Raw genomic sequence first — 26406 nt, forward strand, 5'->3', positions numbered from 1 at the left:
CTGCCGACGAGGCAAGCCCGAGTGAAAGAGGCAAAGGAGCGGATGGACATGGGCATCAACAACCCGATCGGCGTCATCGTCGACAGCTTCCAGGTCGGCGTGCGCGAAGGACTGCGCAAGGCGAAGGAGGTCGGCGCGGACGGCGTGCAGATTTATGCCGTATCCGGCGAGATGGACCCGGACCGGCTCGACGCGGCGGCTCGAAGGGAGCTGCGCGATTATATCGATTCGCTTGGCCTGAAGATTTCCGCGCTCGTCGGCGATCTGGGCGGACATGGCTTCCAGGACCGCCGGGAAAACGGCTGGAAGGTCGAGAAATCCAAGCGTATCCTCGACCTGGCGCTGGATCTCGGCTGCTCGATCGTCACGACCCATATCGGCATCGTGCCGGACGACGAGCAGAGCGACATCTACGCGGCGATGCAGGACGCCTGCGAGGAGATCAGCGTGTACGCGACAAGCCGCAACGCCTACTTCGCGATCGAGACGGGACCGGAGCGCGCGGCCCATCTCAAAGGCTTCCTCGACAAGCTGAGCACCGACGGGCTGTCCGTCAACTTCGATCCGGCGAACATGGTCATGGTGACGGGAGACGATCCGGTGCAGGGCGTGTACACGCTCGGCCGCTACATCGTGCACACGCATGCCAAGGACGGCATCAAGCTGAAGGACGAGGTCGATCCGCGCCGGGTGTACGGCATGCTCGGGTTCGAGTTCGAGGCGATGAGCCATGAGAAGCTTGCCGAGGCGGCGGAGAAGGGCGAGGACTTCCGCGAAGTGCCGCTCGGCGAAGGAAGCGTCGATTGGCCGAACTACCTCCAGGCGCTGCAGGACATCGGCTATGCCGGCTACCTGACGATCGAGCGCGAGGTCGGCGTCCAGCCGGAGCAGGACATCGCCGCGGCCGTGCGGTTTTTGAAGGCGTTCCGCGATTAAGCATGCAGCAGGCGGCCATTCCTCGGAATGGCCGTTTTTGCATTTTCGAAGAACGAATCGAGAGGGGCCTCTCCGTTCCGCGACGGCCTAAATGTTATTTTCATAAACTTAACATTTTGTTGATAATAAATTACAGCTTGTCTATACTTTTAGCTAGATTCCCCCGCGAAGGGCAAGCTCGGCCGCGCCGCTGCCCTTTCCGCAATCCGCATCCGCAATCCGCATTCTGCATCCGCATGCCTGCTTGCCGACCCTTCCCAAGGTGGTGAGAACGATCGACCTGTCGACCCGCATGCCCTCTTTCAAAGCCTCCTTGTTCCGCCGGCACTTTGCCGTCTACCTGCTGCTCATCCTGGTTCCCGTGCTCGCCGCCGCCGCGCTCGTGCAGATGCTCGTGCTGCAGCTCATTACGGACGACGCCGAGAAGCTCAACGAGCTTCTGCTTGGCCGCGCCTCCGAAAAGACCGAGGCGTCCTTCGAATCGCTCCAGACGTCGATGATCGCGGTCCTGTCCTCGGTTACGCCAGACAGCCTCCTGCCGCCGGCCGGCGCGGAAGGCAAAAAAGCCCGGCAGGCCGAAGCCCTTTTCGCCTTGCGCGAGCGGCTCCAGCGCCTGGAGAGCCATCCGCTCGCGGAAAAGGCGTTTGTCGTCTCCGCCCGCAGCGAGCTGATCGTCGACGCCGATCTGTACACCGACCGATCCTACTATTTCCGCTTCGTGCATCCGATGGACGAAGCGCTTCGCTACAAGCTGCTGTCGTCGCTGCAGGGCAGGATGATGATGGATCTCGTCCTGCCGGGCACCGGCCAGCTGGCTGCGGTCGCCAGCTATCCGTTCCACAGCGCCGATCCGGATCGCTATCTGGTCGTCCGCCTGAGGCAGCCGGAGCTGCTTCGGCTGCTGGACATCCCGGAGCGATGGTCCGCGGGCACGGCGCTCGTCGACCGGGACGGCGAGCTCGTCGCCGGCTCCTATCTCGCGGACGGGGTCGGACCGGAGCAGCTTCGCCGGCTGAGCGCTGCTGCAGGCAGCGGCGGGAGCGGCGGCGCATTCGAGACGGAGCGGGCAGGCGACCACCTGCTGCAGGCTGCGGCCATGCGCTTCCACGAGGGATACCGGATCGTCAGCCTGGTCGATCTGCCCCAGCTCATGAAGCCGGCCCGGCAGCTGCGGCTCGGCATCCTGCTGTTCGCGGCGCTGTTCCTGCTCGTCGGCAGCGTCGTCTCCTATTGGCTCAGCCGGCGCATCTACCGGCCGCTGGACTCGACCGAGCGGCTGCCCTCGGCTTCGCACCCGCCGCCCGATGCCGTTCCTGCCCTGAAGCAATCGCTCTTCGAAGGACTGCTGTCCGGAAGATGGAGCGATGCGGAGCAGCTGCGCCGCGAAGCCGAAGCCCTCGGCATCCGGATGGACCTGCCCGCCTCCGGCTATGCGTTCTGCATCCGGCTGCACGACGGACCGGACGGTCCGCTGGCCAAGGAGCCTTGGCCGGATCGGACCGGCCTGCTGGAGCGCGTCGCGGCGATGCTTCCGGCGCAGGTGCTGCCGTGCCGTCCGGCAGCGGATACGCTCGCGATCGTGGCCGGCGACGATCCGCTGCTGCTCGTCACCGGCGGCGAGCTGGCCGAGATGATTCGGCTCGCGGTGCGCCGGGAGCTGCCGACCGGCCGCGCGACGATCGGCGTCGGCGGCCGCTTCGACACGCCGGACGGCATCGCGGACTGCTGGCGCGAAGCGGTAACCGCCATCGGCGGGCGGCTCGTCGGCAGCGAGCCGATCGCCGTCTGCGCCGCTCCGGAGCGCGGCCTGCCCGCCGCCGAGCCTTCCGTTCTTCTGAGCGCGCAGGAGCTGGCGGTCGTCTTTAACCGCAGACGGACCGGCGATCATGCGGCGATGCTGGAGAGCGCGCTCGACGGCGCCGGCAAGCTCGCCGCTGCGGGCATTTCCTGCGCGCGCCTGCGGGAGCGCTGCCGCGATACGCTGCGCGCTTGGCAGCGGACGCTGCAGGCGGCCGAGCAGCCCGGCCCGGCCGCCGAGGCGCGGCTGCTTGCCGGGCTGGAGCGCTGCTGGAGCGAGGCGGAGTTCCGGGAGTGGCTGCGCATGGCGCATCGGCAGCTCGTCGGGCAGGCTGCGGAGGCGGGGCCGTCCCGCCACGCGAGGCTCGGCGAGATCCTGTCCTACATCCATGCCCATTATGACAAGGAGCTGTCCATCGACGCGTTCGCCGCCAGGCTGAACATGTCGCCCGGTTATTTCAGCCGCGTCTTCAAGGAAGAGATCGGGGAGAAGTACGTCGACTACATCGCCAGGTACCGTCTCGAGAAGGCGAAGGAGCTCCTGCTCGGCACGGATCTGCGCATCGACGACATCGCGGAGAAGGTCGGGTACTGGGGGCGCAACTCGTTCCATCGGGTGTTCCGCAAGCACGAGGGCATTACCCCGACCCAATACCGCGATACCGCCCGTGCCTCGGCGGGCCGATGACCGCAGCCTGACGCGTCGCCATTTTTTCGGCGTCGCTTTTTTTTCGCCAGAAGCCGCCTGCCAGGCGGCTTGGCGGGTTTCGCCGCTGCGATGCCACGCGAAAAAAGCGTCTCTTTCCTTCCTGACCAGGCGTCCCCTAAGCTGAAGGCAAGCCTCCGCTTCAGACCGCCGCGGAGAGCGGACACCGGAAAGGGGGAGTTCGGCTTGGCGCGAGGCAGCCGGCTGCTGGCCGCCCTGAGCAAGCATCGGGCGCTGTATCTGCTCATGCTGCCGGGAGTGCTTTACTACGTCATCTTCAAGTACGTTCCCATGTACGGCATCATCATCGCGTTTCAGGATTTCTCCATCGGTCGGGGCATTCTCGGCAGCGAATGGGTCGGCTTCAAGCATTTCGTGGATTTCTTCTACTACACGCCGGATGCCTGGAAGCTGATCCGCAACACCGTCCTGCTCAATCTGTACGATCTCATTTTCCACTTCCCGCTGCCGATCCTGCTCGCCGTGCTGTTCCACGAGCTGCGCAGCGCCCGCTTCCGCCGCTTCATCCAGAGCATCAGCTACATGCCGCACTTCCTGTCCACCGTCGTCATCGCCGGCATCCTCGTCACGTTCCTGTCGCCGACGACTGGCATCGTGAACGCGCTGCTCGTCCGGCTGCTCGGCCTGGAGCCGATCGCCTTTCTCGGCATGCCGGAGTGGTTCCGGACCGTCTACGTCGGCTCGGAGATTTGGCAGAAGCTCGGGTGGGGGACGATCCTGTACATGGCGGCCATCGCCGGCATCGATCCCGCGCTCTACGAGGCGGCCAAGATCGACGGAGCGAGCCGCTTCCAGCAGATCCGCCACATCACGCTGCGCGGCATGGTGCCGATCATGATCGTGCTGTTCGTGCTGACGCTCGGCAACTTCCTCGAGGCGAGCTTCCAGAAGATCCTGCTACTGTACAATTCGATGAACTACGAGACGAGCGACGTCATCAACACGTTCGTCTACCGACGCGGCATCCTCGACGCCGACTTCAGCTTCGCGACCGCCGTCGGGCTGTTTCAGTCCGCGATCGGCTTCGTGCTCGTCGTCGCGGCCAACCGCTTCGTGCGGAAGCATTCGGATACGAGTCTGTGGTAGGGAGGAGCAAGCTGCCGTGAAAATTAAGCCAAGCTTCGGCTCGCGGCTGTTCGACGCCTTCAACGTCGTCGTCATGCTGCTGCTGGCCGCCGTCATGCTGTACCCGATGCTCTACGTCTTCTCCGCCTCGATCTCGGACAACGCGCTCGTCGCGAGCGGCCAGGTGCTGCTCTGGCCGAAGCGGATCACCTGGATCGCCTATGAGCAGCTCATCGCCCGATCGGAGCTATGGACCAGCTATTGGAATACGATCCGCTATACGGCCGTCTTCGTCGTGCTGACGCTGCTCGCCACCGCTTCGATGGCGTACCCGCTCTCCAAGCGGTGGCTGCCGGGGCGCAGGACGATCCTGCTGCTGGCCGCCTTCACGCTGCTGTTCAGCGGCGGCATCATCCCGACGTTCCTCGTCGTCCAGAAGCTCGGCCTGCTCGATACGCTCTGGGCGATCGTGCTGCCGCCGCTCATCAGCACGTGGTATCTGTTCATCATGCGCACGTTTTTCGAAGCGATGCCGGAGGAGCTGGAGGATGCGGCGAGGATCGACGGCTGCGGCCCGCTGCAGGTGCTGGTGAGGATCGTGATGCCGCTCTCCCTGCCGGTCCTGGTGACGATCGGCCTGTTCAGCGCCGTCAACCAATGGAATTCGTTCTTCGACGCGCTCATCTATCTGAACGACCGCGACCGCTACCCGCTCCAGCTCATGCTGCGCAACATCCTCATCGCCGGCGAGACGGTGCAGGGAGAGGGCGACCTGTCCCATCTGGAGACGACCAAGTACGCCATGATCATGCTGGCGACCGTGCCGATCCTGTGCGTCTATCCGTTCACGCAGAAGTACTTCGTGCAAGGCGCCATGATCGGCGGCATCAAGGGCTGAGCCTAATCGAGAAGGGGGTTTTCGTTCATGAATCCGAATTCGAAACGCGCGTCGCTGCTGCTCGCCGCGGCGCTTGCCGCAAGCGCCATGGCCGGCTGCAGCGGAGAGGACGGGGGGACGACCGACGGGCCGATCTCCTACAGCTGGCTCGTTTATGACCGGCCGGAGGGCAAGGTCCGGTCCGACTGGGAGATTTTCAAGGAAATCGAAGCGAAGACGGGCGTGAAGCCCGAGTTCCAGGTCGTCAGCCAGGAAGGGCTGGCCGAGAAGAAGCAGATCATGATCGCGACGAATACGGTAACCGACTTCATCCAGGTGACCAATCAGGAAGGCCGCGAGAACGGCCCGGAGAAGGTGTTCCTCAATCTCGCCGACTATTTGGACGAAGCGCCGAACCTGAAAGCGTTTTACGACAAGTATCCGGAGGCGAAGGCGGTGGCGACCGGAGCGGACGGCGGCATCTATACGGTGCCTGTGCTGGAAGGGGACGCGGAGGGCAAGGGCTTCAACTTCATCTGGTACGCGAGAAAGGACCTCATGGTCAAGCACGGCCTCCAGGCGCCGGGCACGCTGGACGAGTTCTACGCGCTGCTGAAGTCGCTCAAGGAAAAGGAGCCGGACAGCTATCCGCTCATCACGAGCGCGATTACGGGGGACACGGGCCTGTATACGGTGTTCGGACGCATGTTCACCGGCATCGAGGGCTATTTCAACATCGATCCCGAATCGGGCGACTACGCGTTCGCTCCTTACCGCGACGGCTACAAGGAGATGATCCGGTTCCTGAACAAGCTCTACGCGGAGAAGCTGCTCGATCCCGAGTATGCGATCCTGACGCCGGCCCAGTGGGAGGAGCGGCTGCTGCGGGGGAAATCAAGCGTCACGTACTTCTGGAAAGCCGACCGCGAAACGCTCATCGACAAGGGCAAGCAGGCCGGCACGGCGGCGTTCGAGCTCGGCGCGATGCCGATGTTCGCCGCGGACGGCGTCAAGCCGTACCAGTTCTCTCGCCCGGTCGTCGGGGCGGTCGGCCGCGCGGTCTCCGCCAAGGTGAAGGACAAGGAGCGGGCGGTGAAATTCCTCGACTACCTCGCCGGAGAGGAAGGAAGCGACTATCTGTCGCTCGGCATCGAGGGCAAGACGTACGAGCTGGCGGACGGAGCGCCGGTCTACAACAAGGACTTCGGCCCGTCGCCGTTCACGACGCTGCGCAAGGACTGGGGCGTCTGGTACGACATGATTACGCTCAACAACGCCAAGTCCCGCGCGGCATGGGAGCAGGGCCTGAGCGATGAGGCCAAGGCGATCAACGAGTCGTACGCCTCGTTCATCGTGCCGGCACCCAAGCAGCTCGTCAAGACGCAGGAGGAGCTGGAGCTCGAGAAGTCCAAGCTGACCAACCTGACCAAGCATATCGACCAGAAGCTGACCGAGTTCATTACCGGCAAGACGCCGATGACCGACGAGGCGTTCGCCCAGTTCACGGACCAGCTCCAGAAGCTCGGGGCCGACGAGCTGCTCGGCATGTACCAGACCGCCTACGACCGCACCTACGGAGGAGGCTGAGCGATGGCCTCGAACGCAGCCGATCCGATTATCGACGCGGACGTGCACAACGAGCAGGACGACCGGGCGCTGCTGCCTTATCTGCCCGAGCCGTGGCGCTCGCGCGTGGCGAGCTCCGGCATCGGCTACGCGATGTCGGGCTACTGGTCGCCGGTCGGCGTCATGCGCAAGGACGCGCTGCCGCCGGATGGAGCGAGAGCGGGATCGGTGCCCGAGCGGATCGTCGAGCAGCTGATCGAGCCGTACCGGGTGGAGACCGCCGTCCTCACCGGCGTCGTGTACAATATCGCGACGACCCATGACCCGGACTATGCCGCCGCCATCTGCAGCGCCTACAACGATTATGTCGCGCACGAGTGGATCGGCAAGCATCCCAGCTTCAAGGCGGCGATCGCCGTCTCGACGCTCGATCCGGAGCTGGCGGCGCGGGAGATCGACCGACTCGCCGGACATCCCGGCTTTGTCGAGGTCATCATCTCCAGCGCCGCGAGATTTCCGCTCGGCCAGCGCTACTACCATCCGATCTACGAGGCCTGCGAGCGGGCGGGCTTGCCGCTGGCCGTCCATCCCGGCGCGGAGGGCGGCGGACTGTCGGCGGCTCCGACGGCGGCGGGTTATCCGAGCCGCTATCTCGAGTGGCATACGAACCTGTCGCAGACGTTCATGGCGCATCTGGTCAGCTTCGTCTGCGAGGGCGTCTTCGTCAAATTCCCGAGCCTGAAGCTCGTGCTCGTCGAAGGCGGCGTCGCCTGGCTCGCGCCGCTGCTGTGGCGGCTCGACAAGAACTACAAGGCGCTCCGCTCCACGGTGCCTTGGCTGACGCGCCTGCCGAGCGAGTATGTGCGCGACCACTGCTACCTGACGACGCAGCCGATCGAGGAGCCGGACAACCCGCAGCATCTGGCCGATCTGTTCGACATGATGGATGCCGAGAACATGCTGCTCTACTCCAGCGACTACCCGCACTGGGACTTCGACGCGCCGGACAAGATCCTGCGCAAGCTGAAGCCCGAGGCGAGGCGCAAGGTGTTCTACGACAACGCGCGCCGGCTGTACCGGCTTGGATGATCGGCGGCGGGAGGAGGAAAAGCGCATGACCGTGCATGTCGTCTTCCGCGAGGAGGAGCTTGCCATAGGCGAAGCCCGCCTGACGCGGATCGGCGAGCGGGAGCTCGTCGTCTACCGCCTGCAGGACGGCTACTACGCGCTGAACAACTATTGTCCGCATCAAGGCGCGCCGATGCTTGCCGGCCGCGTGGCCGGCACGAACGTCCCGTCGGACGTCTATTGCTACCGCTACGACCGCGACGGCGAGATCGTCCGCTGTCCCTGGCATGGCTGGGAGTTCGACATCAAGTCCGGGCGATCGCTGTTCAGCGACCGTGTCCGCGTGAAGTCGTATCCCGTCGTCGTCGAGGACGGGGCAGTCGGAATCGTGCTCTAGGGAAAAGGACCTCCCGTGCCGCCAAGCGGACAAGGAGGCCCTTTTTTCATGGACAGCGCCAGGAGCCGCGTTGCGTCCCGCTCCATTCGATAGACAAATCGAAGACGGAGAGCTTATGATGACGGGTACAAGCTGCAATTCCGATGGTCAAGAAAGGATGCCGCAATGAAGCCTTATTTCAATGGAAAAGCCTGGATCGTGAAGGATCCCGAACGCTTGCGGCCGCTCGCCGCTTTCGGCAAAGTCCCGCTGCTCGGCATCGGCATCGAGGTGGAGGAATGCTACATGCACTGCGCCAAGGCGTTCAAGCGCTCCCATGCCTGGGAGCAGCAGCATTGGCTGCCTGCGGAGGAGCGGCCGCGCTCGGCCGAGATCATCTCGGCGCATGTGCGGCAGCTCGGACTGTCGCCGGAAGACATCGCCGCCTCGCAGCGGGAAAGCTTCACGAAGCGGCTTTATTGAACCCGACGGCGAAGGCGAGCCGACCGAAACAAGCAGAGAAGCGAGGCGAAACGATGGACAAACCGACCCGGGACACCTGCGTGCCTACCGGAGTGAAGCTGGGCGATACCGGCTTCGGCTACACGCTGTCCCTGATCAGCGGCAAGTACAAGATCATCGTGCTTTACTGGCTGGCCGAGAACGGAATCATGCGCCACAACGAGCTGCAGCGCAGCATCGGCACGATTTCGTTCAAGACGCTGGCCGTCACGCTGAAGGAGCTGGAGGCCGAGGGCCTCGTCTTCCGCAACGAATATCCGCAGATTCCGCCGAAAGTGGAATACGGCTTGACCGAGCGGGGCCGCTCCCTCCTTCCGCTGCTGGACCTGATGTGCAGATGGGGAGAAGCGAACCGGTCCGATGCTCCGCAGGAGGATGGACAGCCCTCTCGCTCATAGGGAGTCGAGGAACGCGATGTAGTCGCGCGCGCTCTGCTCCAGCTTGCCGGCGGGCAGCTCGGCTTCGCCGTTCTCCTCATTCCCGCCCTGCTCGGTTTCCTGGCCATAAAAGGCGAAGAGGGACCTATAATCCGCTTTGCAGTAGCGGAAGCTGACCTCGAACGGAGCCATCAGCTGCGGCAACGTATACCGGTACGTTCCGTTTTCCGCGTAGTCGCTTTCCTGGATGCCTGCGGATACGGCGAGCCCGACGCGGCGGTTTTCAAGCTTGTTTCCCTTCCTGCCGAAAGCCCACCCGTACAGAAGCACCTCGTCCAGCCATTTTTTCAGCAGCGGCGGCCCGTGGAACCAGTAGACCGGGAACTGGAGAACGAGATTGCCGTGGCTTTCGATGAGCTTCTGTTCGGCCTGGACGTCGATCTTCTCGTCCGGATAGGCTTCATGCAGCTCGTGGACGGTATAACGGTCCGGATGCTTTCTCAGCTCCTCGACCCATCTCTTATGGACGACGGAAGCGGTGGCCAGAGCAGGGTGGACGACGATGACGAGCGTTTTCATGGGACATGCCTCCTCGAATTCGGTGGTAGAGAGAGTATAGCCGAGATGGAGGCAGCGGGATAGAACGCACGTTCACGCGGGGTACTTACCTGAAGGTTCGCGCTCGTCGCATGCGCCGCTCCCGTCGCAGCATCCGCCCGCCTCGGCCGCAATCCGATGCGGGCTTCGGTGCTGCCGGAAATCAAGCGGATCAAGCCGCCTCCCGCTCGCTCCTCTTGGACGGACGCAGCTGCGTCTTCAGCTCCGGCAGCCGCAGCAGCGCGATGCCGGCCAGGACGAGCAGGGCGCCTGCGGCCGTGAGGCCGTTCAGCCGCTCGCCGTAGAGCGCGGCTCCGAGCCCGAGCGCCAGCGCCGGCGAGACATAGAGCCAGGTGGACGGGAAAAAGGCATTCGTCGCTCGGAGCAGCCAGGCGTACAGGCTGTGGCCGAGCATCGAGCCGACGGCGATCAGATAAAGCAGCGAGGCGACCGCCGGAACCGCATCCACGGATGCCGTGTCGATCCGTTCCGTGAACAGCGACAGCAGCGTCATGCCCGCGCCGCCGGCCAGCATCTGGCCGGCGTTGAGCGCGATCGGAGAGAGCGACGGCTCTTTTGCCAGCAGATGGCGCTGCAGCAGGCTGCCGGAGGCGTAGCCGAGCTGGCCGAGCAGCACGAGCAGGCAGCCGATCAGCCACGGCGTGCTCGGATGGGCCGCTGTCAGGCTCGGGAGCAGCAAGACGACGACGCCGGCGAAGCTGACGACCGTGCCGCGCCGTTCCAGCTTCGTCGAGCGCTTGTTCCAGACGGCGGACTGGAGCCAGAGGATCGCGATCGGAGCGGTGGCCGACAGGACGGCGGCCGTGCCGGAGTCGAGATGCTGCTCCGCCCAGTAGAGCGTCGCGAACGTGATGAACGTGCTGCCGAAGCCGATGAGCCACGTTTCTTTTCGCGCCAGCAGACGGAAGGAAGGCTTGCCGCGAAGGCGAAGCCAGAGCAGCAGCAGCGCTCCGGCCGCGAGAAACCGCGCTCCGGCCGAAAGCAGCGGCGGCAGGCCGGCCTCAACGCCGAGCTTGATGGCGAGGAAGGTCGTGCCGAAGATGGCGCACATGAGGGAGTAAAGCAGAACGACCATGGAAGCAGCCTCCTTTTGGCCTTCATCATACGATTGACAAACCGACCAGATGCGGCAATAGTAGAACAGATGAAGGCAAGATCGGGAGGGATGGCGGATGCGTCAAGCGGCGACGGCCGACGGGGTCGGCTCCAAAGGAAGGCGAGTCGAGGAGGCGCTGCGCAGCGGGCTGCGGCATGGACGCTGGGCGAAGGGGGAGAAGATTCCGTCGGTGCGCGCGATGGCGGAGGAGCTGGGCGTTCACCGCCTGACTGTGCTCAAGGGCTACCGGCTGCTGGAGGAGGAGGGGCTGCTCGAATCGAGCTATCGGAGCGGCTATTATGTGCGGATGGAAATCCCCTCCGGCGAAGCGTCCGGCAGCGGCGTCCGCTGGAGCTATGGCGCCGAGGCGGGCTGCGTTGCCGAGAGCCGGCTGGCGGAAATCCATGGCCGGGCTGTCCGCTACCGGATGTCCGAGGCGCTGCTCGATCCGACGCTGCTGCCGAACCGTTTTCTTGCCAAGCACGCGCAGGAGGTCATCGCGAACCACCCGCTGCTGCTCAGCACCTACTCGACCGTCATGGGAGACGAGGAGCTGAGGGAGGCGATGGCAGGCTACATGCGGGACCGCCGGCTGGAGCTGTCGGCCGAGGAGCTGATGGTCACGACCGGCGCCCAGCAAGGCATCGATCTGGCGTTCCGGGCGCTGCTGCAGCCGGGCGACAAGGCGCTGATCGAGCGGCCGACCTACAGTCCGGCCATCGACTTGCTGCGCCAGCGGGGCGTCTGCGCGCTGCCGGTGGACATCCGGCCGGACGGCTACGACCTGGAGCAGGTGGAGAACCTCCTGGCGACGGAACGCCCGAAGCTGTTCTATCTCAACCCGACGTTCCACAATCCGACGGGGTACACGGTGCCGGTCCGGCAGCGCAAGGCGCTGCTCGAGCTGGCCGAGCGATACCGGTGCATCTTGGTCGAGGACGACGCGTACTCGGACCTCTATTTCCGCGAGCCTCCGCCGCCACCGCTGTTCGCCTACGATACCGAGGGCTGGGTCATTTACTTGCGTTCGTACAGCAAGTACATCGCGCCGGGACTGCGGATCGCCTTCCTTGCGGCGAGGCCTCCGCTCCTGTCGGCGATCCGTCCGCTCAAGGCGCTGTCGGACGGCGGCACGCCGCTGCTCGGGCAGAAGCTGTTCCAGTCCTTTTTCTTTTCGAGCCGCATGCAGGAGCATTTGGCCAAGCTGCGCGTAGCGGTCTCGATGCGCAAGGAAGCGATGGAGCGAGCGCTGTCGCCTTCCGGCTGGAGCTGGGAAAGTCCGGCCGGCGGGCTCAATCTGTGGGTGCGCCTGCCGCAGGGCCTGCGAGCCTCGCAGCTGCTGGAGCACAGCCTGGAGCTGTCCGCCGCCTTCGTGCCGGGACCGATCTGCGATCCGCTGGAAGCGATGCACGACCGCATCCGGCTCAGCTACTCAATGCTCGACGAGCGCAGGCTGGGCGAAGGGGTGGCGAAAGTCATCGAGGCGGCGGAGGGGGCTGCGGCAGGGAACGGCTGATCGCCGCTCTCCTGGTCCAGGCGTCATGCAGGACGGAAAGCTGGTTTGACCGGCTTTCGGACCGCCAGGACGGGATGCGGGGCTTGCAGCTTGAAACGGGCGTAAAGGCTCCTCTGTGCACAAGCGCCGATGGACATGGAAAAAAGCACCGGTCTGTCCCTTCCCGAACTCGGCTGAGTTCGGGGATGGGACGGACGAGGTGCTTTATTTGGGTTCCAAGCTTGATTGCTCGGTTCGTGCCGCTCAGCGGCGGCTGCCCTGCAGCAGCTCCCAGCGGTAGACGTATTCGAACAGGAACTCGAACGACTCGAGATGGCGCTTCGCCTCGAAGGCGTCCTTGCCCCAGGCGTAGATGCCATGCTTGCGCAGCAGCACGCCCGGCAGGCGCGGCTGGAGCGCGTCCGTGATCTCCGGGACGATGCGCGGGATGTCGGCGTAGTTCGGCACGATCGGGATCTCGATGTGCGCTTCTTCCTCCCAGATGCCGAGCCCCTTGATGAGCTCGACGCCTGTGACCGGGACGGAGCGGCGCTCCCAGAACCACTCCGAGATGACGTTGCTGTAGACGGAATGGATATGGAAGATGGCGCCCGCCCCGGTGAGGCGGTAGATCTCGCAGTGGATCAGCGTCTCGGCGGACGGCTTCAGCGCCGTCGGCTCGCTCGGCTTGCCGTTCTGGTCGACGAGCAGGAAGTCCTCCGCCGTGCGCTTGGACTTGTCCTTGCCGCTCGCCGTGATGGCGAACTGGAAGTCGCCGGGCTCGAAGCCGCCGACGCGCACCGACAGGTTGCCGCTCGTGCCGGCGAACCAGCCGCGCGAGGCGAACAGCTCCTTGACCTCGGCCAGCTCGGCGTAGGCGCGCTGCTTTTCCTCCAGCCGCGCGAGGTGCTCTTGATACTCGCTCATCGTACGTTCCTCTCTTTCTTGGCTTGCTGACGCTCCTCAAGGCCGCGCACGACATCGTGAAACGTCGAGAACTCCAGATGCGGCAGTCCGAGCTCCCGGCACTTGGCCGTGAGATGGGCGCGCGAGAAGACGAGATCGGCGAGCCTCGCCCCCTCGAAGTCGGTCACGCTGTCCCCGATCAGGATGCGCTCGTACCGGTCCGCCGGAAAGCGGCGGATGACGGCCGTCTTGCACATGCCGCAGCTGCCGTTCGGACAGTCGCCGTCGCAGCGGTGCGGCCATAGGATCTCGATGCGCTCCCCTCCGAAGTCGGCGCCGTTGCAATAGATATGGTCATGCGGGATGCCGAACGGCTCCAGCAGCGGATAGACGAAGAAGTCGATGCCGCCGCTCGTGACGAAGAACTCGATGTCCTGATCCCGGCAATAGTCGAGCAGCTCGCGGAAGCCGTCCCGGATGACGGCATTGCCGATCGCGTAGCGGACGACCTCGTCCTTCATCGAGGCGGGGAGAAGGCGGAACAGCGAGCCGACGCCCTCCTGCACGGAGATGCGCTGGTCGATCGTATCCTGCACGAGCTGCTGCCAGCCTTGCGGATCGAAATGCTTGATGATCGCGACGATGTTGTCGTTCTCGGTGATCGTGCCGTCGAAGTCGCAGAACAGCACTTGTTTTTTCGGTTCCAAGCTCATCGCTCCATGCCTTCTTTCTCGGTTGCGAAAATCGGTGGAGAGGGGGGCGTGGCGTTACGCCTCGCGCACTCCCCAGGCGTCCACGGCGGCGCGCAGCGCCTCGCGTCCCGGCTCCTGCGCCGCCTGCTGCAGCGGAATGCCCGCCATGGAGGCATCGATCGCCTGGCGGAACGCATGGCCGCCGGCGGCAGCGCCGCCGGGATGGCCGTGCACGCCGCCGCCCGCGTTGACGACCGACTCGATGCCGAAATCGCGCAGCAGCAGCGGCACGAGGCCGGGGTGGATGCCGGCGGACGGCACCGGGAAGCTCGTCCGCATCGGACGGGTCGGATCGAGCAACGCCGCAGTGATCGCGAGATTCTCTTCCTTGGGCATGACGACCGAGCCGTACGGCGAAGGGAAGAGCACGAGGTCGGCGCCGGCGAGCCGCATCAGCTTGCCGAGCAGCAGCGGGGCGGCGATGCCGTAGTGCGGCGACGGATAGAACGCGCCGGCCATCGCCGGATGGGCGGCGATCGGCACATTCACGGACGGATCGGCCGCCAGCTCATGCAGCGCGTCGTAGCCGTAGGCGAGCGCGTTGAACAGCAGCGCGTTGGCGCCTTCGGCGATCGCCCGTCGCGCCTGCTCATGCAGCCGCGACGTCGGGCCGGTCAGGTTGACGGCATAGAGCAGCTTCTGTCCCGTCTGCTCGGATGCCCGGCGGGCGGCCTCCATGCACACCGCGACGCGGCGGTCGATGCCGATCTCCTCGTTCTCGAACAGGATCTCGTCATCCTTGATCAGATCGACGCCGCCGAGAGCCTGCTGGTAGAACTGCTCCTCGAGCCCGCGCAGATCATGGCCGATGACGGATTTGAAGATGCTCATCAGCAGCGGACGGCCGTGGACGCCGAGCTGCTCTCGCACGCCGGCGATGCCGAACTTCGGTCCGGCGAACGCGCCTTGGAAGCCTTCCGACACGTCCAGATCCAGCAGCTTGACCCGTCCGTCCATCGACAGCTTGCCAAAGACGGTGACGAGCAGCGCGGGAATGTCGCGGCTGAAGTTGAGATCGGGGTAGGCGATGCGGATGTCGGCATGCCGGCTGCCCGGAGATCCGTCTCCTTCATGCTCCTCGATGGAGAGGACGCGTCCGAGATGCTTCTCCATCTCGGCCTTGCGCAGCTCGGGCAGATCGGTCCAGCTGCCTACCGTCAGGCCGACCGCGATGGACTGGGCCTTTTCGGCGAAATCGGCCTTGTCGTCATGGACGCGGTACGTCGCGACGCACATGCCGGCGGGAATCGTCGTCTCACTCACCTAGAACGCTCCTTTCCAGATCGCGGCCGATTTCGGAAGCGCGCTCGGCCGATTTTTTCATTCCTTGGCGGAAATGCAGGCCGACCCCATGCTCCTCCATGAGCGCGATCGCCGCCTGGGTCGTGCCGCCGGGACTCGTCACCTGGCGGCGCAGCTCGGCCGGCTCCTCGCCGGTAACCCGCATCATCTCGGCGGCGCCGAGCATCGTCTGCACGGTCAGCTCGCGCGCGAGCGCGCTGTCGAGACCGAGCTCGACGCCGGCCTGGATCATCGATTCCATGATGTAGTAGAGATAAGCCGGGCCGCTGCCGGACACGCCGGTCACCGCTTCGAGGAGCGGCTCCTCGACCGTGACCGTCATGCCGACGGAGCGGAACAGCTGCTCGCCGATGCGGCGCTGCTCGTCGCTGGCCTCGCCGGAGAAGCTGAGGCCGGTCGCGCCGAGGCCGATCGAGCTGGACGTGTTGGGCATCGTGCGCACGACCGCCAGCGGCTGCCCCAGCAGCGCCTGGATCGTCCGGATGGAGAGTCCGGCGATCATCGAGACGATCAGCTGTCCGGGCCGCAGCGTGGCGGCGACGGAGCGGAGCGCCTCCTCGGCGTCCTTGGGCTTCATGCTCAGGATGACGACATCGGCCTCGGTCAGCAGCCGATCCTTGTCCTCCGGCGTCTCGGCGGTCGTCACGCCGTACAGGGCGCGGAGGTCGGCCAGGCGCTGGCCGCCGCTGCGGTTGAACATGCCGATCTGCTCCGGCGGGCACAGCTGGCGGCCGGTCATGCCGCGGGCGACGGCTTCGGCCATCGAGCCGGCTCCGTAAAAGCAGAAGCGCAGCTGCTGGAGCGGCGCATCGGGAGCGGCCGGCGTAGCGCCGGCCGCGGATTGCATCGTCATATCGGTTCAGTTGCCTCCTCAGGTGGCGGAATCAGCCGCGGATCTGGCCGGTTCCGCGGATGCGGTACTTGGTGGATGTCAGCGCCGGCAGCCCCATCGGGCCGCGCACATGGAGCTTTTGCGTGCTGATGCCGATCTCCGCGCCATAGCCGAATTCGAACCCGTCCGTAAACCGGGTCGAAGCGTTGTGGTAGACGGCGGCCGCATCGACGCGGTCGAGGAACTCGCCCGCAGCCTCCGCGCTTTCGGCGACGATGCACTCCGAGTGGCGGGTGCCGAAGCGATCGATATGCTCCAGCGCCTCCTCGAGGTTGTCGACGATCCGGATGTTGAGCACGTAATCGTTGTACTCCGTGGCGTAGTCCTCGTCCGTCGCCGGACGCGCCGCGCCGCTTCCCAGCAGGGAAAGCGCCTCGGGGCAGCCCTTCAGCTCCACGCCGGCTTCCTTCATCGACGCGGCGATCCGCGCGAGTCCGCGCTCGGCGAAGCGGCGATGCAGCAGCAGCGTCTCCATCGAGTTGCATACCGACGGCCGCTGGGCCTTGGCGTTGACGGCGATGGCGACGGCCATGTCCGCGTCCGCATCCTCATGCACATAAGTATGGCAGATTCCGGCGCCGGTCTCAATGACGGGCACCGTCGCGTTCTCGACGACGTTGCGGATGAGCGCAGCCCCGCCGCGCGGGATGATGACGTCGAGCAGGCCGCTGAGCTTGAGCATCGCGTCGGCCGAGGCGCGGCTCGGATCCTCGATCAGCTGCAGCGATTCGGGCGGAATCGCGGATGCCGCGAGCGCGGAGCGCAGAATCTCCGCCGTCTTGAGGTTCGTCTGCAGCGCGGCGCTGCCGCCGCGCAGCACGACGGCGTTGCCCGTCTTGAGCGAAAGAGCCGCCGCGTCGACGGTCACGTTCGGCCGCGCTTCGTAGATCATGCCGATGACGCCGAGCGGCACGGTCACCTGCTCGATCGACAGGCCGTTCGGCCGCTCGATGGCCTGCACGGTCCGGCCGACCGGATCGGGCAGGCCGATCACCTGGCGCACGCCCTCGGCGATGGCTTCGATCCGCTCCGGGGTCAGCCTCAGCCGGTCAAGCAGGGAGGGGGCGGTGCCGTTCTCCTCGCCTCTCTTCAGATCGATCGCGTTGGCCTCGATCAGCTCGGCGGCGCGCTCCAGCAGCGCGTCCGCCATGCGTCCGAGCGCCTCGTCCTTCTGCTCCGTCGTCAGCACGGCGAGGCGCGATGCGGCTTTGCGCGCCGCGGCAGCCTTGCGGGTGGCTTCCTCCTGCGCGGCGGACAGGTTGGCTTGCATGTTCATATCCATTCCTCCTTGCGGATTGTGTTTGTCCTCGTTCGTTGCGGTTCTTTTGATGCCCGTCAGGCGAGCGTGATCCATTCGTCGCGGTGGATGACCTCGATGCGGGAGACGTCGACGCGCCGCCGCACCTCCTCCGAGCCGAGGCCGGCGGCCGCCCGCAGCTGCCAGCAGTCGTAGTTGACGATGCCCCGGCCGATCAGGCGGCCGGCGGGGTCGGTCACCTCGACGACGTCGCCGGGATGGAAGTCTCCGCTCACGGCGGTTACTCCGGCGGGCAGCAGGCTCTTGCCGCCGCTGACGAGCGCGCGCTCGGCTCCGGCGTCGACGGCGATGCTGCCGCTCGGCATCGAGTGGAAGCCCAGCCATTGCTTTTTGACGGGCAGATGATGCTCGCGCGATTCGAAATACGTGCCCTTGCCGCTGCCGGAAGCGGCGAGCAGCAGCTCGCCGGGCTCGAGCACGCGGCCGATGAACGCCGGCACGCCGCCGCGCATCGCGATGCGCGCGGCCTCGATCTTGGAGCGCATGCCGCCGGTGCCGACGCTCGAGCCGGCCCCGCCGGCGAGGCCCATCAGCTCGCCGGTGATCGCCTCGACGCGCTCGATCTTGCGCGCGGCCGGATCGCGGCGCGGATCGGCCGTATAAAGGCCGTCCGTATCAGTGACGATGATGAGCTGGCGCGCTCCGACCAGATTGGCGACGAGCGCGGACAGCATGTCGTTGTCGCCGAACTTCAGCTCGTCGGTGGATACCGTATCGTTCTCGTTGATGATCGGCACGACGCCCTGCCGCAGCAGCTCGTCGATCGTCATCATCGCGTTGCGCCCCCGGCCGCGGGCAGTGAAGTCCGGCCGCGTCAGCAGCAGCTGCGCGCAGCGGATGCCCTCGGCCGCGAGCGCCTCCTGGTAGGCCTGCATGAGCAGCGCCTGGCCGACGGCGGCCGCGGCCTGCTTCTCGTGCAGCAGCTTCGGCCGCGACTCGTAGCCGATCACCTTGAAGCCGGCGGCGACGGCGCCCGAGGTGACGAGCAGCACCTCGCGGCCTTGCCGGTGGAGGTCGGCCAGCTCTCCGGCATAGAATGCCAGTCTTTCCTTGTTCAATCCGCCTTCGGGACTTGTCAGCGAGCTGCTCCCGATCTTGACGACGCGTCTGTCAGCGCTCATGCGGCATCTCATCTCCTGCTCGGCGAAAATAGCGTGGCCGCGGCGGCAAAAAAACAAAAAAGCTTTCGTCCTCTAAAGGACGAAAGCTGCTGCTTCCGCGGTACCACCTTAACGTTGGACGGCAGACGCCGTCCCTCTCGGTGCCCTTGTAACAGAGGGCGCTGTCCGGCTCCTCGCCGGGCGCTCCGGGACGGGTGCAGAAGGCTGTCGCCGCAGTCTCTCCCAGCCGATGGAGACCGCTCTCTGATGCGCAGCGGGATTCTGTCGTTTCCCTTCACAGCGTCTAACGTGTTGAATTGAACCCAGCATACCATGACGCCCGGGCACTGTAAAGCCGTAAAGAGCCCCCGGCAGGGACGAATGCCGCCGCCGGCGGGGGAGAAGGCCGCCGGGCCGGGCTCAGCCGAACAGGCCGAGCTTGCCGATGCGGGCCGCCGCTTCGCGCAGGCGGTCCTCCTCCGTCAGCAGGCCGAGCCGCACGTAGCCTTCGCCATGCTGGCCGAAGCCGATGCCGGGCGCGACGACGACGTCGGCCTGCTCCAGCACGATGTCGGCGAACGACTCCGACGTCATGCCCTTCGGCACGGGCAGCCAGCAGAAGAACGAGCCGCCCGGGCGCTCCGCCTGCCAGCCGATGCGCTCCAGCTCGCCGAACAGCGCCTCGCGGCGGGACTCGTATCTGGCGCCGAGCTCGCGCACCGACTGCTGGGAGCCGGTCAGCGCCGCCGCCGCCGCTTCCTGGATGCCGCCGAACAGGCTGCAGTAGTAGTGGTCCTGGATCAGGTTGATGAGCTCGATGACGCGCGCGTTGCCGAGCGCGAAGCCGACGCGCCAGCCGGCCATGTTGTACGTCTTGGACAGCGTGTAGAACTCCACGCCGACCTCCTTGGCTCCCGGCGTCTCGAGGAAGCTGATCGGCCGCCGGCCGTCGAAGCCGAGCGCGCCGTAGGCGAAGTCGCTGGCGGCGACGATGCCGTTCGCCGCGGCGAACTCGACCGTCTCGCGGTAAAACTCCGGCGTCGCGACCGCTCCGGTCGGATTGTTCGGATAGTTGAAGAACATCAGCTTGGCGTCCCGGCGGTCCTCCGCGCTGATGCGGCTGTAATCCGGCAGAAAGCCGTTCTCCTCGCGCAGCGGCATGAACGACATGCGCGCGCCCGAGAGCGCGACGCCGGACCAGTAGTCCGGATAGCCCGGATCGGGGACGAGGCACAAGTCGCCGGGATCGAGCAGGCACTGGCTGATCTCGATGAGGCCGGTCTTGCCGCCGAACAGGATCGCGACCTCGGTCTCGGGGTCGAGGTCGACGCCGTAGTCCTCCTTGTACCGCAGCGCGACCGCTTCCTTCAGGAACGGAAAGCCGCGGAACGGCGGGTAGCGATGGTAGCGAGGGTCGGCGGACGCCTGCTGCATCTTCTCGACGATATGGGCGGGCGTAGGGGTATCCGGGTTGCCTTGGCCGAGGTTGATTACGTCCCGGCCGAGCGCGGCGCGGGCGTTCGCCTTGCCGACCAGCTTGGCGAAAAACTGCTCCGGCAGCCCTTGCAAGCGGCGCGCGGGCACGAGGCCCGGCGCCGCCGCGCTGAAGCGGCTGTTGCTCATCTTGTCATCACTCCATCATCATCCTTGGCCGGACCGCTGCGGCTCGCGCGCTCGCTTCCGGCTTGCTGCAACCATGGTAGCAGAGGAGGGACGGACTGTCGAGCGCGCGCCGGGGCGAACGTCCGCTCAGGGCTCGAAGCCGATCCGCTCGAAGAACGGACGCAGATCCGGACGGGCCGTCAGCAGGTACGGCTTCTTGCGCTCGTCGAACACGAGCAGCTCCGGCTCGCGCTCAGGACAGTAGAACAGGAACACGTCCTCGGCTCGCAGGTGCAGGCGGCCGACCTTCAGCGAGGCGGGCTCTCGCAGCGGGATGCGGAACACATAGCCGCAATCGTCGTCCGGTGACAGGTTGGGCGACAGCCCCTCGGCCGCGTCCAGCCAGGAGCGGGCGATCTGCTGGTAAGCGTCCTCGTTCGGAAACGACTGCACGACCTTCCCGGCGCGAACGTCGAACACCTGGACCGGACGGTCGGACTTGGCCGGAGCCGAAGCGGACGCCGCCTGCGGAAGCAAGCCCGCGAGCAAGAGGAGGACGAGCGCGGCCGTGGCCAGCCGCACGGCATTGCGGGAGCGGCCGGCATGGCGCAGCAGCGGAAGGCGGAGCGCGGCGCGGGCGGCGGAGTGGAGGAAGTGCAGGCGCGTTGGCGCGGCAGGCGCGGCCGGCGGGAGAGAGGGAGGGAATCGCATCGGGAAAAGCATCTCCTTTCGGGCCGCCTCGGGGCAGCCCGTCGTTTGCTTTTAACCTGTCCATCTTGACAGCGCCCTATGACGCGGCAAGAATAGTAGCATTGATGAAGCATCCCGAAGCGGATGCGCGGAAAGGGGTTGGAGGCATGAGCGGAAACGGAGGCAAGCTGCGCATCTCGGCGCTGCAGCTTCATATAGACGCGGGAGAGCCGGAGCTGAACTTTGCCCGGGTGCGGTCCCGGCTGCAGGAGGCGGCCGCGGCGGCGGACAAGCCCGACGTGATCGTGCTGCCGGAGATGTGGAACACCGGCTACGCGCTCGACCGCATCGGCGAGCTGGCCGACCCGGACGGGGAGCGGACGCGCGCGATGCTGTCGGCGTTCAGCCGGGAGGCGGGCGTGCATGTCGTCGGCGGTTCGATCGCCGAAAAAAGGGCGCAGGAGGTGTACAACGCCGCCTACGCCTTCAATCGGGAGGGAGAGCTGGCCGGACAGTACGAAAAAATGCATCTGTTCCGGCTGATGGAGGAAGAAAAGCATCTGGCGGCCGGCTCGCGCCTGGGACTGTTCCCGCTGGAAGGGGCGGACGCGGCGATGATGATCTGCTACGACATCCGTTTCCCGGAGCTGGCTCGCTCGCTCGCGCTCGCGGGAGCGAAGGCGCTGTTCGTGCCGGCGGAGTGGCCGAAGCCGCGCCTGCATCACTGGCGCTCGCTGCTGATCGCGCGCGCGATCGAGAACCAGATGTACGTCATTGCGTGCAACCGCACGGGCACGAGCGGGGAGACGGAGTTTTTCGGCCACTCGATGATCGTCGACCCATGGGGCGAGGTGCTCGCCGAAGCCGGGGAAGAAGAGACGATCCTGAGCGCCGACATCGATCTGGCCCTTGTCGACGAGGTGCGGGCCCGCATCCCCGTCTTCGAGGACCGCAGGCCGCAGCTCTACCGGCTCTAGGGAGTAGACGCGCAGCCTCGCCCTGGGGCAGCCTGCACCGCCTTCTCGCCCTCTGCCTTGTCGCCTAGGCATGAGGCGCCTCCGATGAGTCTTCGCCTGCAATCCACGCAGGGAAGGAAGCGGACATTCGGCGCCATCTGATCCCTCCGAAGCTGTAAGCACGCGCTAGTCCTGTCCGCCGTAATGGCGGCTGACGGAAGCCTTCATCGTCTCGATGAAGGCTTCCGCCGCTTTGGACAGGTAGCGGCCCTTGCGGCTGGCGATGACGAGCGTCCGCGACGGCTTGCCCTTGATCGGGATGAAGGACGGTGTGAACTCGGTGCGGCGCCCTTGCGCGATCATCTGCGGGATGAACGAGACGCCCATGCCCGCCGCGACGAGCGACTGCACCGTCTCGATGTTGCTGCTCTCGAACACGATGCGCGGCTGGAAGCCGGCGCCCGCGCACAGGTCGAGGGCGATCTGGCGGAAGCCCTGGCCTTTCTTGAGCACGATGAACGGCTCGTCCTTCAGCGTCTCCAGCCCGATCGGCTCCCGGCGGCCGGCCAGCGGATGGCTCGGCGGCACGGCGAGCGTGATCTCCTCGCGGATGAGCGGCTCATAGACGAGGGTCGGATCGATGAGCGGCAGCGTCAGCAGGCTGATGTCGGTCTGACCGCTTCCCGCGAGCTGCTCGAGCTTGGCGGTCGTATCCTCGACGAGCACGAGCTCGATGTCGGGGAAGCGCTGGCCGAACTCCGGCAGCACGATCGGGAGGATGTGCGAGCCGGTGATCGGCAGGCTGCCGATGACGAGGCGTCCCCGTTTCATCTGGGCCATGTCCTCCATCTCGGTCTTGAGCTGCTCGATGCGGTCGAGGATGTCCTGGGCCTTGTCCACGAACACTTCCCCCGCATGGGTGAGCTCGACGGAGTTGGTCGTGCGGCGGACGAGCAGCACGCCGATCTCCTTCTCGAGCTTGGACAGCTGCTGGCTGAGCGACGGCTGGGCGATGTGGAGCTTCTCGGCCGCGCGCGAGAAGTTCAGCTCCTTGGCGATCTGGATGACATAGTGCAGCTGGCGTAATTCCATCGTTCGGCTCCTTCGGCCACTCGGGGCCGGGTGATTTATAATAGCATCCTATAATGATTATAGATATTATATCTTGGAACAATCAACCCCGGACGTGTATGCTGGATGCAGATCAAGAAACGGCACCGATACTCATACGGGGTGATAACTTATGAAAAAGCGCACCATGTTCGAAAAAATCTGGGACAATCACGTCATTCACGCGGAAGAGGGCAAGCCGAGCATCCTCTACATCGACCTGCATCTCGTCCACGAGGTCACGTCGCCGCAGGCGTTCGAGGGCCTGCGCCTTTCGGGACGCCAGGTCCGCCGTCCGGACCGCACGTTCGCGACGATGGACCACAACGTTCCGACCAAGGACCGCTTCAACATCAAGGACCCGATCTCCAAGCAGCAGGTCGACACGCTCACGCAGAACTGCGCCGACTTCGGCGTCAAGCTGTTCGACCTGAACAATATCGACCAAGGCGTCGTGCATGTCATGGGGCCTGAGATCGGCCTCACCTGGCCGGGCAAGACGATCGTCTGCGGCGACAGCCACACGAGCACGCATGGCGCGTTCGGCGCGCTGGCGTTCGGCATCGGCACGAGCGAGGTGGAGCATGTGCTCGCGACCCAGTGCCTGCAGCAGTCCAAGCCGCGGACGATGGCGATCCGCTTCAAGGGCAGCCGCAAGCCGGGCGTCACCGCCAAGGACATGATCCTCGGCCTGATCGCCCAGTACGGCACCGACTTCGCGACCGGCTACGTGCTGGAGTATACGGGCGAGTCGATCGCTTCGCTGTCGATGGAGGAGCGCATGACCGTCTGCAACATGAGCATCGAGGGCGGAGCGCGCGCCGGCCTGATCGCTCCGGACGAGACGACGTTCGAGTACCTGCGCGGCCGCGAGTACGCGCCGCAGGGAGCGGACTTCGACCGGGCGATCGAGGCCTGGCGTCAGCTGACGACCGACGAAGGCGCGGAGTACGACACCGTGCTCGAGTTCGACGTCAACAGCCTGATCCCGCAAGTCACCTGGGGCACGAGCCCCGGCATGGGCACCGACATCACGTCGGCCGTGCCGAATCCGTCCGACCTCCCGACGGAGAACGAGCGCAAGGCGGCCGAGAAGGCGCTGGAATACATGGATCTGAAGCCGGGCACGCCGATGGCCGACATTCCGATCGACTACGTGTTCATCGGCTCCTGCACGAACGGGCGCATCGAGGACCTGCGCGCCGCCGCCGAGATCGCGCGGGGCTACCAGGTCAGCGACCGCGTGACCGCGATCGTCGTGCCGGGCTCCGGCCGCGTCAAGATGCAGGCGGAGAAGGAAGGGCTCGACAAGGTGTTCGTCGAGGCCGGCTTCGAGTGGCGCGAGGCAGGCTGCTCGATGTGCCTCGCGATGAACCCGGACGTGCTGCAGCCGGGACAGCGCTGCGCCTCCACGTCCAACCGCAACTTCGAGGGACGCCAGGGACGCGGCGGCCGCACGCATCTCGTCTCCCCGGCGATGGCCGCAGCGGCCGCGATCGAGGGCCGCTTCACGGACGTGCGCGACTGGAAGATCAAGCAGGCGGTAGCGAACTAATACCAGCGGCCGAGGCCGTTTCTATAAGAGGGGAGATTCACCGACCATGGAACCATTCGTGAAGCATACGGGCATCGTCGCCCCCGTCGACCGGGTCAACGTCGATACGGACGCCATCATTCCCAAGCAATTCCTCAAGCGCATCGAGCGCAGCGGCTTCGGCCAGTTCCTGTTCTTCGAATGGCGCTTCGACGAAGAAGGCAACGTCAATCCGAACTTCGAGCCCAACAAGCCGCGCTATCAGGGCGCTTCCGTCCTGATCTCCCGCGCCAACTTCGGCTGCGGCTCTTCCCGCGAGCATGCGCCATGGGCGATTCTCGACTATGGCTACAAGGTCGTCATCGCGCCGTCTTACGCGGATATCTTCTACAACAACTGCTTCAAGAACGGCATCCTGCCGATCAAGCTGAGCGAGGAGCAGGTCGAGGACTTGTTCCAGCGCACCGCTGCTCATGAAGGCTACGAGCTGAGCGTGGATCTGGAGAGCAAGCTGCTGACCGACGCGCACGGCCTGCGCATCGAGTTCGAGCTCGACGAGCATCGCCGCCAGTTCCTGCTCCAGGGGCTGGACGACATCGGCTTGACGCTGAAGCATGCGGACGAAATTTCCGCATACGAAGAGCGCCGTCAAGGCTCGTTCGCCTGATCCTTCGCCCGTCTGCGGAATCCGCAGGCGGGTTTTTGCATTTGTTGGGCAGGGAGGGGGGCGCGAAGCGGAAAAGCATGGGGACAAGCAGTGGCTGCGCGAGTCGAGCCTTTGTCGGCAGGGGAGCAAGACAAGCAAGCATGTTGGACAAGCAGTGGCTGCGGGAGCCGAGCCTTTCTCGATGCGAAAGCCGGCAAACGAAGCAAGTTGGACAAGCATTCGCTGCGCGAGCCGAGTCTTTCTCGATGCGAAAGCCGGCAAACGAAGCAAGTTGGACAAGCAGTCGCTGCGGGAGCCGAGCCTTTCTCCGATTCCACTGGAAGCCGGATGCCCGGATCGCCTATCCTCCTATTCGGAGGCCATCCGTCTTCCAAGAGGACCGCTGCCGCTTCTCCGAAAGGCATCGACTCGCTCCGCTCTGCCTTTTCCCAGCCGCTTTCTCCCCCTTTTTAATGGGGAGGAGGCGTCTCCCGTATACCCGAGAGACGGCAGCCTCTCACGCTCCCGAATGACCGGCAGCGACAGCCTTGCGCTCGCGTCTAATCGGTATCGACAGCCTTATGCGCTCGCGCCTAACCGGTAACGAAAGACTTGCTCGCTCGACAGCCTCGCGTGCCTCCCGAATGACCGGCAACGAAAGCATTACATGCGCCCGGATGACCGGCAACGAAAGCATTACGTGCGCCCGGATGACCGGCAGACGACAGATTTGCACGCCCCATATCAGACGGAACGATAGCCTCGCGCGCTCCTCAACAAAGGGGAGACGGCAGCAAGGTGTGCCGCGCTGGTTACGAAATCTTTGGCCACGACCAGCTCGCTCGTTCATTTTGTCTCTGACCTTCGCCCATCCAGCAAGCCTTGCCATCTAACGCGTCATCTTAGCAAGCTAGGAACCTAGCAGGTCAATCGATTGCTGGACGCACCCTCGTCGCCAAGCAATCTAATTTAGCTCGGATGAACGCCCTCATGCACGAAGTCGAAAAACTCGGTTAAAGAGTGGTTGGAGGCACGAAGTCGAGGCATTAAGTCGAAAAAATCGAGTTAGAGAGTGGTT

24 protein-coding genes are annotated in these 26406 nt (G+C 65.3%); 13 read left to right on the forward strand and 11 right to left on the reverse strand.

What is annotated here, in order from left to right:
• Positions 1–48 precede the first annotated feature (48 nt).
• The 9 genes from HGI30_RS10390 to HGI30_RS10430 all read left to right on the forward strand — a co-directional run bounded on the left by HGI30_RS10390 (position 49) and on the right by HGI30_RS10430 (position 9332).
• A complete protein-coding gene (locus HGI30_RS10390; protein ID WP_168909824.1) occupies positions 49–936 on the forward strand; it encodes a sugar phosphate isomerase/epimerase family protein in 888 nt (295 codons plus the stop codon).
• Between the two features lie 262 nt (positions 937–1198).
• Positions 1199–3421 carry a helix-turn-helix domain-containing protein gene (locus tag HGI30_RS10395; RefSeq protein WP_168907497.1) on the forward strand — a complete coding sequence of 741 codons (2223 nt, stop codon included), beginning with the start codon at positions 1199–1201 and terminating at the stop codon, positions 3419–3421.
• A 264-nt stretch (positions 3422–3685) separates the two neighbouring features.
• The gene (locus HGI30_RS10400) at positions 3686–4546 is read left to right on the forward strand and encodes an ABC transporter permease (protein ID WP_168909825.1); all 861 of its coding nucleotides are present in this window, start codon (positions 3686–3688) and stop codon (positions 4544–4546) included.
• 16 nt (positions 4547–4562) lie between these two features.
• Positions 4563–5423 carry a carbohydrate ABC transporter permease gene (locus tag HGI30_RS10405; RefSeq protein ID WP_168907498.1) on the forward strand — a complete coding sequence of 287 codons (861 nt, stop codon included), beginning with the start codon at positions 4563–4565 and terminating at the stop codon, positions 5421–5423.
• Positions 5424–5450: 27 nt separating this feature from the next.
• Positions 5451–6989, forward strand: coding sequence for an extracellular solute-binding protein (locus tag HGI30_RS10410; RefSeq protein ID WP_168907499.1), 1539 nt, complete (start codon positions 5451–5453; stop codon positions 6987–6989).
• A gap of 3 nt (positions 6990–6992) precedes the next feature.
• Entirely contained in the window at positions 6993–8057 is a 1065-nt protein-coding gene (locus HGI30_RS10415) for an amidohydrolase family protein (protein ID WP_168907500.1), read from the forward strand.
• Between the two features lie 25 nt (positions 8058–8082).
• A complete protein-coding gene (locus HGI30_RS10420; protein WP_168907501.1) occupies positions 8083–8433 on the forward strand; it encodes a Rieske (2Fe-2S) protein in 351 nt (116 codons plus the stop codon).
• 165 nt (positions 8434–8598) lie between these two features.
• Positions 8599–8895 (forward strand): PNPOx family protein, encoded by a 297-nt coding sequence (locus HGI30_RS10425; RefSeq protein ID WP_168907502.1) that lies wholly within the window; start codon positions 8599–8601, stop codon positions 8893–8895.
• 53 nt (positions 8896–8948) lie between these two features.
• Complete coding sequence (locus HGI30_RS10430; RefSeq protein WP_168907503.1) at positions 8949–9332, forward strand: winged helix-turn-helix transcriptional regulator; 384 nt, start codon at positions 8949–8951, stop codon at positions 9330–9332.
• On the opposite strand, the gene HGI30_RS10435 is transcribed toward HGI30_RS10430, so the two are convergent.
• A complete protein-coding gene (locus tag HGI30_RS10435; RefSeq protein WP_168907504.1) occupies positions 9327–9890 on the reverse strand; it encodes an NAD(P)H-dependent oxidoreductase in 564 nt (187 codons plus the stop codon). The two genes, HGI30_RS10430 and HGI30_RS10435, sit on opposite strands and share 6 nt — an antisense overlap.
• A 190-nt stretch (positions 9891–10080) precedes the next feature.
• Positions 10081–11004, reverse strand: coding sequence for a DMT family transporter (locus tag HGI30_RS10440; RefSeq protein ID WP_168907505.1), 924 nt, complete (start codon positions 11002–11004; stop codon positions 10081–10083).
• A 97-nt stretch (positions 11005–11101) separates the two neighbouring features.
• Between HGI30_RS10440 and HGI30_RS10445 the strand changes: the two genes are divergently transcribed.
• Entirely contained in the window at positions 11102–12541 is a 1440-nt protein-coding gene (locus HGI30_RS10445) for an aminotransferase-like domain-containing protein (RefSeq protein ID WP_168907506.1), read from the forward strand.
• Between the two features lie 243 nt (positions 12542–12784).
• Here HGI30_RS10445 and mtnB read toward each other — a convergent pair whose 3' ends face one another.
• From mtnB to HGI30_RS10485, 8 genes are all read right to left on the reverse strand, one after another.
• Positions 12785–13447, reverse strand: coding sequence for a methylthioribulose 1-phosphate dehydratase (mtnB, locus tag HGI30_RS10450; protein WP_168907507.1), 663 nt, complete (start codon positions 13445–13447; stop codon positions 12785–12787).
• Positions 13444–14139 (reverse strand): 2-hydroxy-3-keto-5-methylthiopentenyl-1-phosphate phosphatase, encoded by a 696-nt coding sequence (locus HGI30_RS10455; protein WP_168907508.1) that lies wholly within the window; start codon positions 14137–14139, stop codon positions 13444–13446. The genes mtnB and HGI30_RS10455 overlap by 4 nt, the downstream gene beginning before the upstream one ends.
• A 54-nt stretch (positions 14140–14193) precedes the next feature.
• Positions 14194–15414: a 2,3-diketo-5-methylthiopentyl-1-phosphate enolase gene (locus HGI30_RS10460; RefSeq protein ID WP_168909826.1), complete on the reverse strand. Its 1221-nt coding sequence runs from the start codon at positions 15412–15414 to the stop codon at positions 14194–14196.
• Positions 15415–15433: 19 nt separating this feature from the next.
• Positions 15434–16333, reverse strand: a complete 900-nt coding sequence (proC, locus tag HGI30_RS10465; protein WP_235680377.1) for a pyrroline-5-carboxylate reductase — start codon at positions 16331–16333, stop codon at positions 15434–15436.
• 31 nt (positions 16334–16364) lie between these two features.
• Positions 16365–17648, reverse strand: coding sequence for a glutamate-5-semialdehyde dehydrogenase (locus HGI30_RS10470; protein ID WP_328805264.1), 1284 nt, complete (start codon positions 17646–17648; stop codon positions 16365–16367).
• A 59-nt stretch (positions 17649–17707) separates the two neighbouring features.
• Entirely contained in the window at positions 17708–18811 is a 1104-nt protein-coding gene (proB, locus tag HGI30_RS10475; RefSeq protein ID WP_168907509.1) for a glutamate 5-kinase, read from the reverse strand.
• 399 nt (positions 18812–19210) lie between these two features.
• A complete protein-coding gene (locus HGI30_RS10480) occupies positions 19211–20413 on the reverse strand; it encodes a pyridoxal phosphate-dependent aminotransferase (protein WP_168907510.1) in 1203 nt (400 codons plus the stop codon).
• Positions 20414–20539: 126 nt separating this feature from the next.
• Positions 20540–21103, reverse strand: coding sequence for a hypothetical protein (locus HGI30_RS10485; protein WP_235680378.1), 564 nt, complete (start codon positions 21101–21103; stop codon positions 20540–20542).
• A 146-nt stretch (positions 21104–21249) separates the two neighbouring features.
• On the opposite strand from HGI30_RS10485, the gene HGI30_RS10490 reads away from it, so the two are divergent.
• Positions 21250–22059, forward strand: a complete 810-nt coding sequence (locus tag HGI30_RS10490; protein ID WP_168907511.1) for a carbon-nitrogen family hydrolase — start codon at positions 21250–21252, stop codon at positions 22057–22059.
• A gap of 165 nt (positions 22060–22224) precedes the next feature.
• On the opposite strand, the gene HGI30_RS10495 is transcribed toward HGI30_RS10490, so the two are convergent.
• The gene (locus tag HGI30_RS10495) at positions 22225–23130 is read right to left on the reverse strand and encodes a LysR family transcriptional regulator (RefSeq protein WP_168907512.1); all 906 of its coding nucleotides are present in this window, start codon (positions 23128–23130) and stop codon (positions 22225–22227) included.
• Between the two features lie 151 nt (positions 23131–23281).
• Between HGI30_RS10495 and leuC the strand changes: the two genes are divergently transcribed.
• The gene (gene leuC / locus HGI30_RS10500) at positions 23282–24703 is read left to right on the forward strand and encodes a 3-isopropylmalate dehydratase large subunit (protein ID WP_168907513.1); all 1422 of its coding nucleotides are present in this window, start codon (positions 23282–23284) and stop codon (positions 24701–24703) included.
• A gap of 46 nt (positions 24704–24749) precedes the next feature.
• Positions 24750–25349 carry a 3-isopropylmalate dehydratase small subunit gene (gene leuD / locus HGI30_RS10505; protein WP_168907514.1) on the forward strand — a complete coding sequence of 200 codons (600 nt, stop codon included), beginning with the start codon at positions 24750–24752 and terminating at the stop codon, positions 25347–25349.
• Positions 25350–26406: the final 1057 nt, after the last annotated feature.

The sequence above is a fragment of the Paenibacillus albicereus genome (genome assembly GCF_012676905.1).
Taxonomy (GTDB): Bacteria; Bacillota; Bacilli; order Paenibacillales; family Paenibacillaceae; genus Paenibacillus_O; species Paenibacillus_O albicereus.

What these genes read in the sequence shown, in the direction of transcription:
- HGI30_RS10490 (WP_168907511.1), top strand. Translation starts at nt 21,250, where the DNA reads ATGAGCGGAAACGGAGGCAAGCTGCGCATCTCGGCGCTGCAGCTTCAT.
- HGI30_RS10455 (WP_168907508.1), bottom strand. Translation starts at nt 14,139, where the DNA reads ATGAGCTTGGAACCGAAAAAACAAGTGCTGTTCTGCGACTTCGACGGC.
- HGI30_RS10390 (WP_168909824.1), top strand. Translation starts at nt 49, where the DNA reads ATGGGCATCAACAACCCGATCGGCGTCATCGTCGACAGCTTCCAGGTC.
- HGI30_RS10415 (WP_168907500.1), top strand. Translation starts at nt 6,993, where the DNA reads ATGGCCTCGAACGCAGCCGATCCGATTATCGACGCGGACGTGCACAAC.
- leuC (WP_168907513.1), top strand. Translation starts at nt 23,282, where the DNA reads ATGAAAAAGCGCACCATGTTCGAAAAAATCTGGGACAATCACGTCATT.
- HGI30_RS10430 (WP_168907503.1), top strand. Translation starts at nt 8,949, where the DNA reads ATGGACAAACCGACCCGGGACACCTGCGTGCCTACCGGAGTGAAGCTG.
- HGI30_RS10480 (WP_168907510.1), bottom strand. Translation starts at nt 20,413, where the DNA reads ATGAGCAACAGCCGCTTCAGCGCGGCGGCGCCGGGCCTCGTGCCCGCG.
- HGI30_RS10495 (WP_168907512.1), bottom strand. Translation starts at nt 23,130, where the DNA reads ATGGAATTACGCCAGCTGCACTATGTCATCCAGATCGCCAAGGAGCTG.
- HGI30_RS10485 (WP_235680378.1), bottom strand. Translation starts at nt 21,103, where the DNA reads ATGCGATTCCCTCCCTCTCTCCCGCCGGCCGCGCCTGCCGCGCCAACG.
- HGI30_RS10420 (WP_168907501.1), top strand. Translation starts at nt 8,083, where the DNA reads ATGACCGTGCATGTCGTCTTCCGCGAGGAGGAGCTTGCCATAGGCGAA.
- HGI30_RS10410 (WP_168907499.1), top strand. Translation starts at nt 5,451, where the DNA reads ATGAATCCGAATTCGAAACGCGCGTCGCTGCTGCTCGCCGCGGCGCTT.
- HGI30_RS10435 (WP_168907504.1), bottom strand. Translation starts at nt 9,890, where the DNA reads ATGAAAACGCTCGTCATCGTCGTCCACCCTGCTCTGGCCACCGCTTCC.
- proB (WP_168907509.1), bottom strand. Translation starts at nt 18,811, where the DNA reads ATGAGCGCTGACAGACGCGTCGTCAAGATCGGGAGCAGCTCGCTGACA.
- leuD (WP_168907514.1), top strand. Translation starts at nt 24,750, where the DNA reads ATGGAACCATTCGTGAAGCATACGGGCATCGTCGCCCCCGTCGACCGG.
- mtnB (WP_168907507.1), bottom strand. Translation starts at nt 13,447, where the DNA reads ATGAGCGAGTATCAAGAGCACCTCGCGCGGCTGGAGGAAAAGCAGCGC.
- HGI30_RS10440 (WP_168907505.1), bottom strand. Translation starts at nt 11,004, where the DNA reads ATGGTCGTTCTGCTTTACTCCCTCATGTGCGCCATCTTCGGCACGACC.
- proC (WP_235680377.1), bottom strand. Translation starts at nt 16,333, where the DNA reads ATGACGATGCAATCCGCGGCCGGCGCTACGCCGGCCGCTCCCGATGCG.
- HGI30_RS10470 (WP_328805264.1), bottom strand. Translation starts at nt 17,648, where the DNA reads ATGAACATGCAAGCCAACCTGTCCGCCGCGCAGGAGGAAGCCACCCGC.
- HGI30_RS10445 (WP_168907506.1), top strand. Translation starts at nt 11,102, where the DNA reads ATGCGTCAAGCGGCGACGGCCGACGGGGTCGGCTCCAAAGGAAGGCGA.
- HGI30_RS10425 (WP_168907502.1), top strand. Translation starts at nt 8,599, where the DNA reads ATGAAGCCTTATTTCAATGGAAAAGCCTGGATCGTGAAGGATCCCGAA.
- HGI30_RS10400 (WP_168909825.1), top strand. Translation starts at nt 3,686, where the DNA reads ATGCTGCCGGGAGTGCTTTACTACGTCATCTTCAAGTACGTTCCCATG.
- HGI30_RS10460 (WP_168909826.1), bottom strand. Translation starts at nt 15,414, where the DNA reads ATGTGCGTCGCGACGTACCGCGTCCATGACGACAAGGCCGATTTCGCC.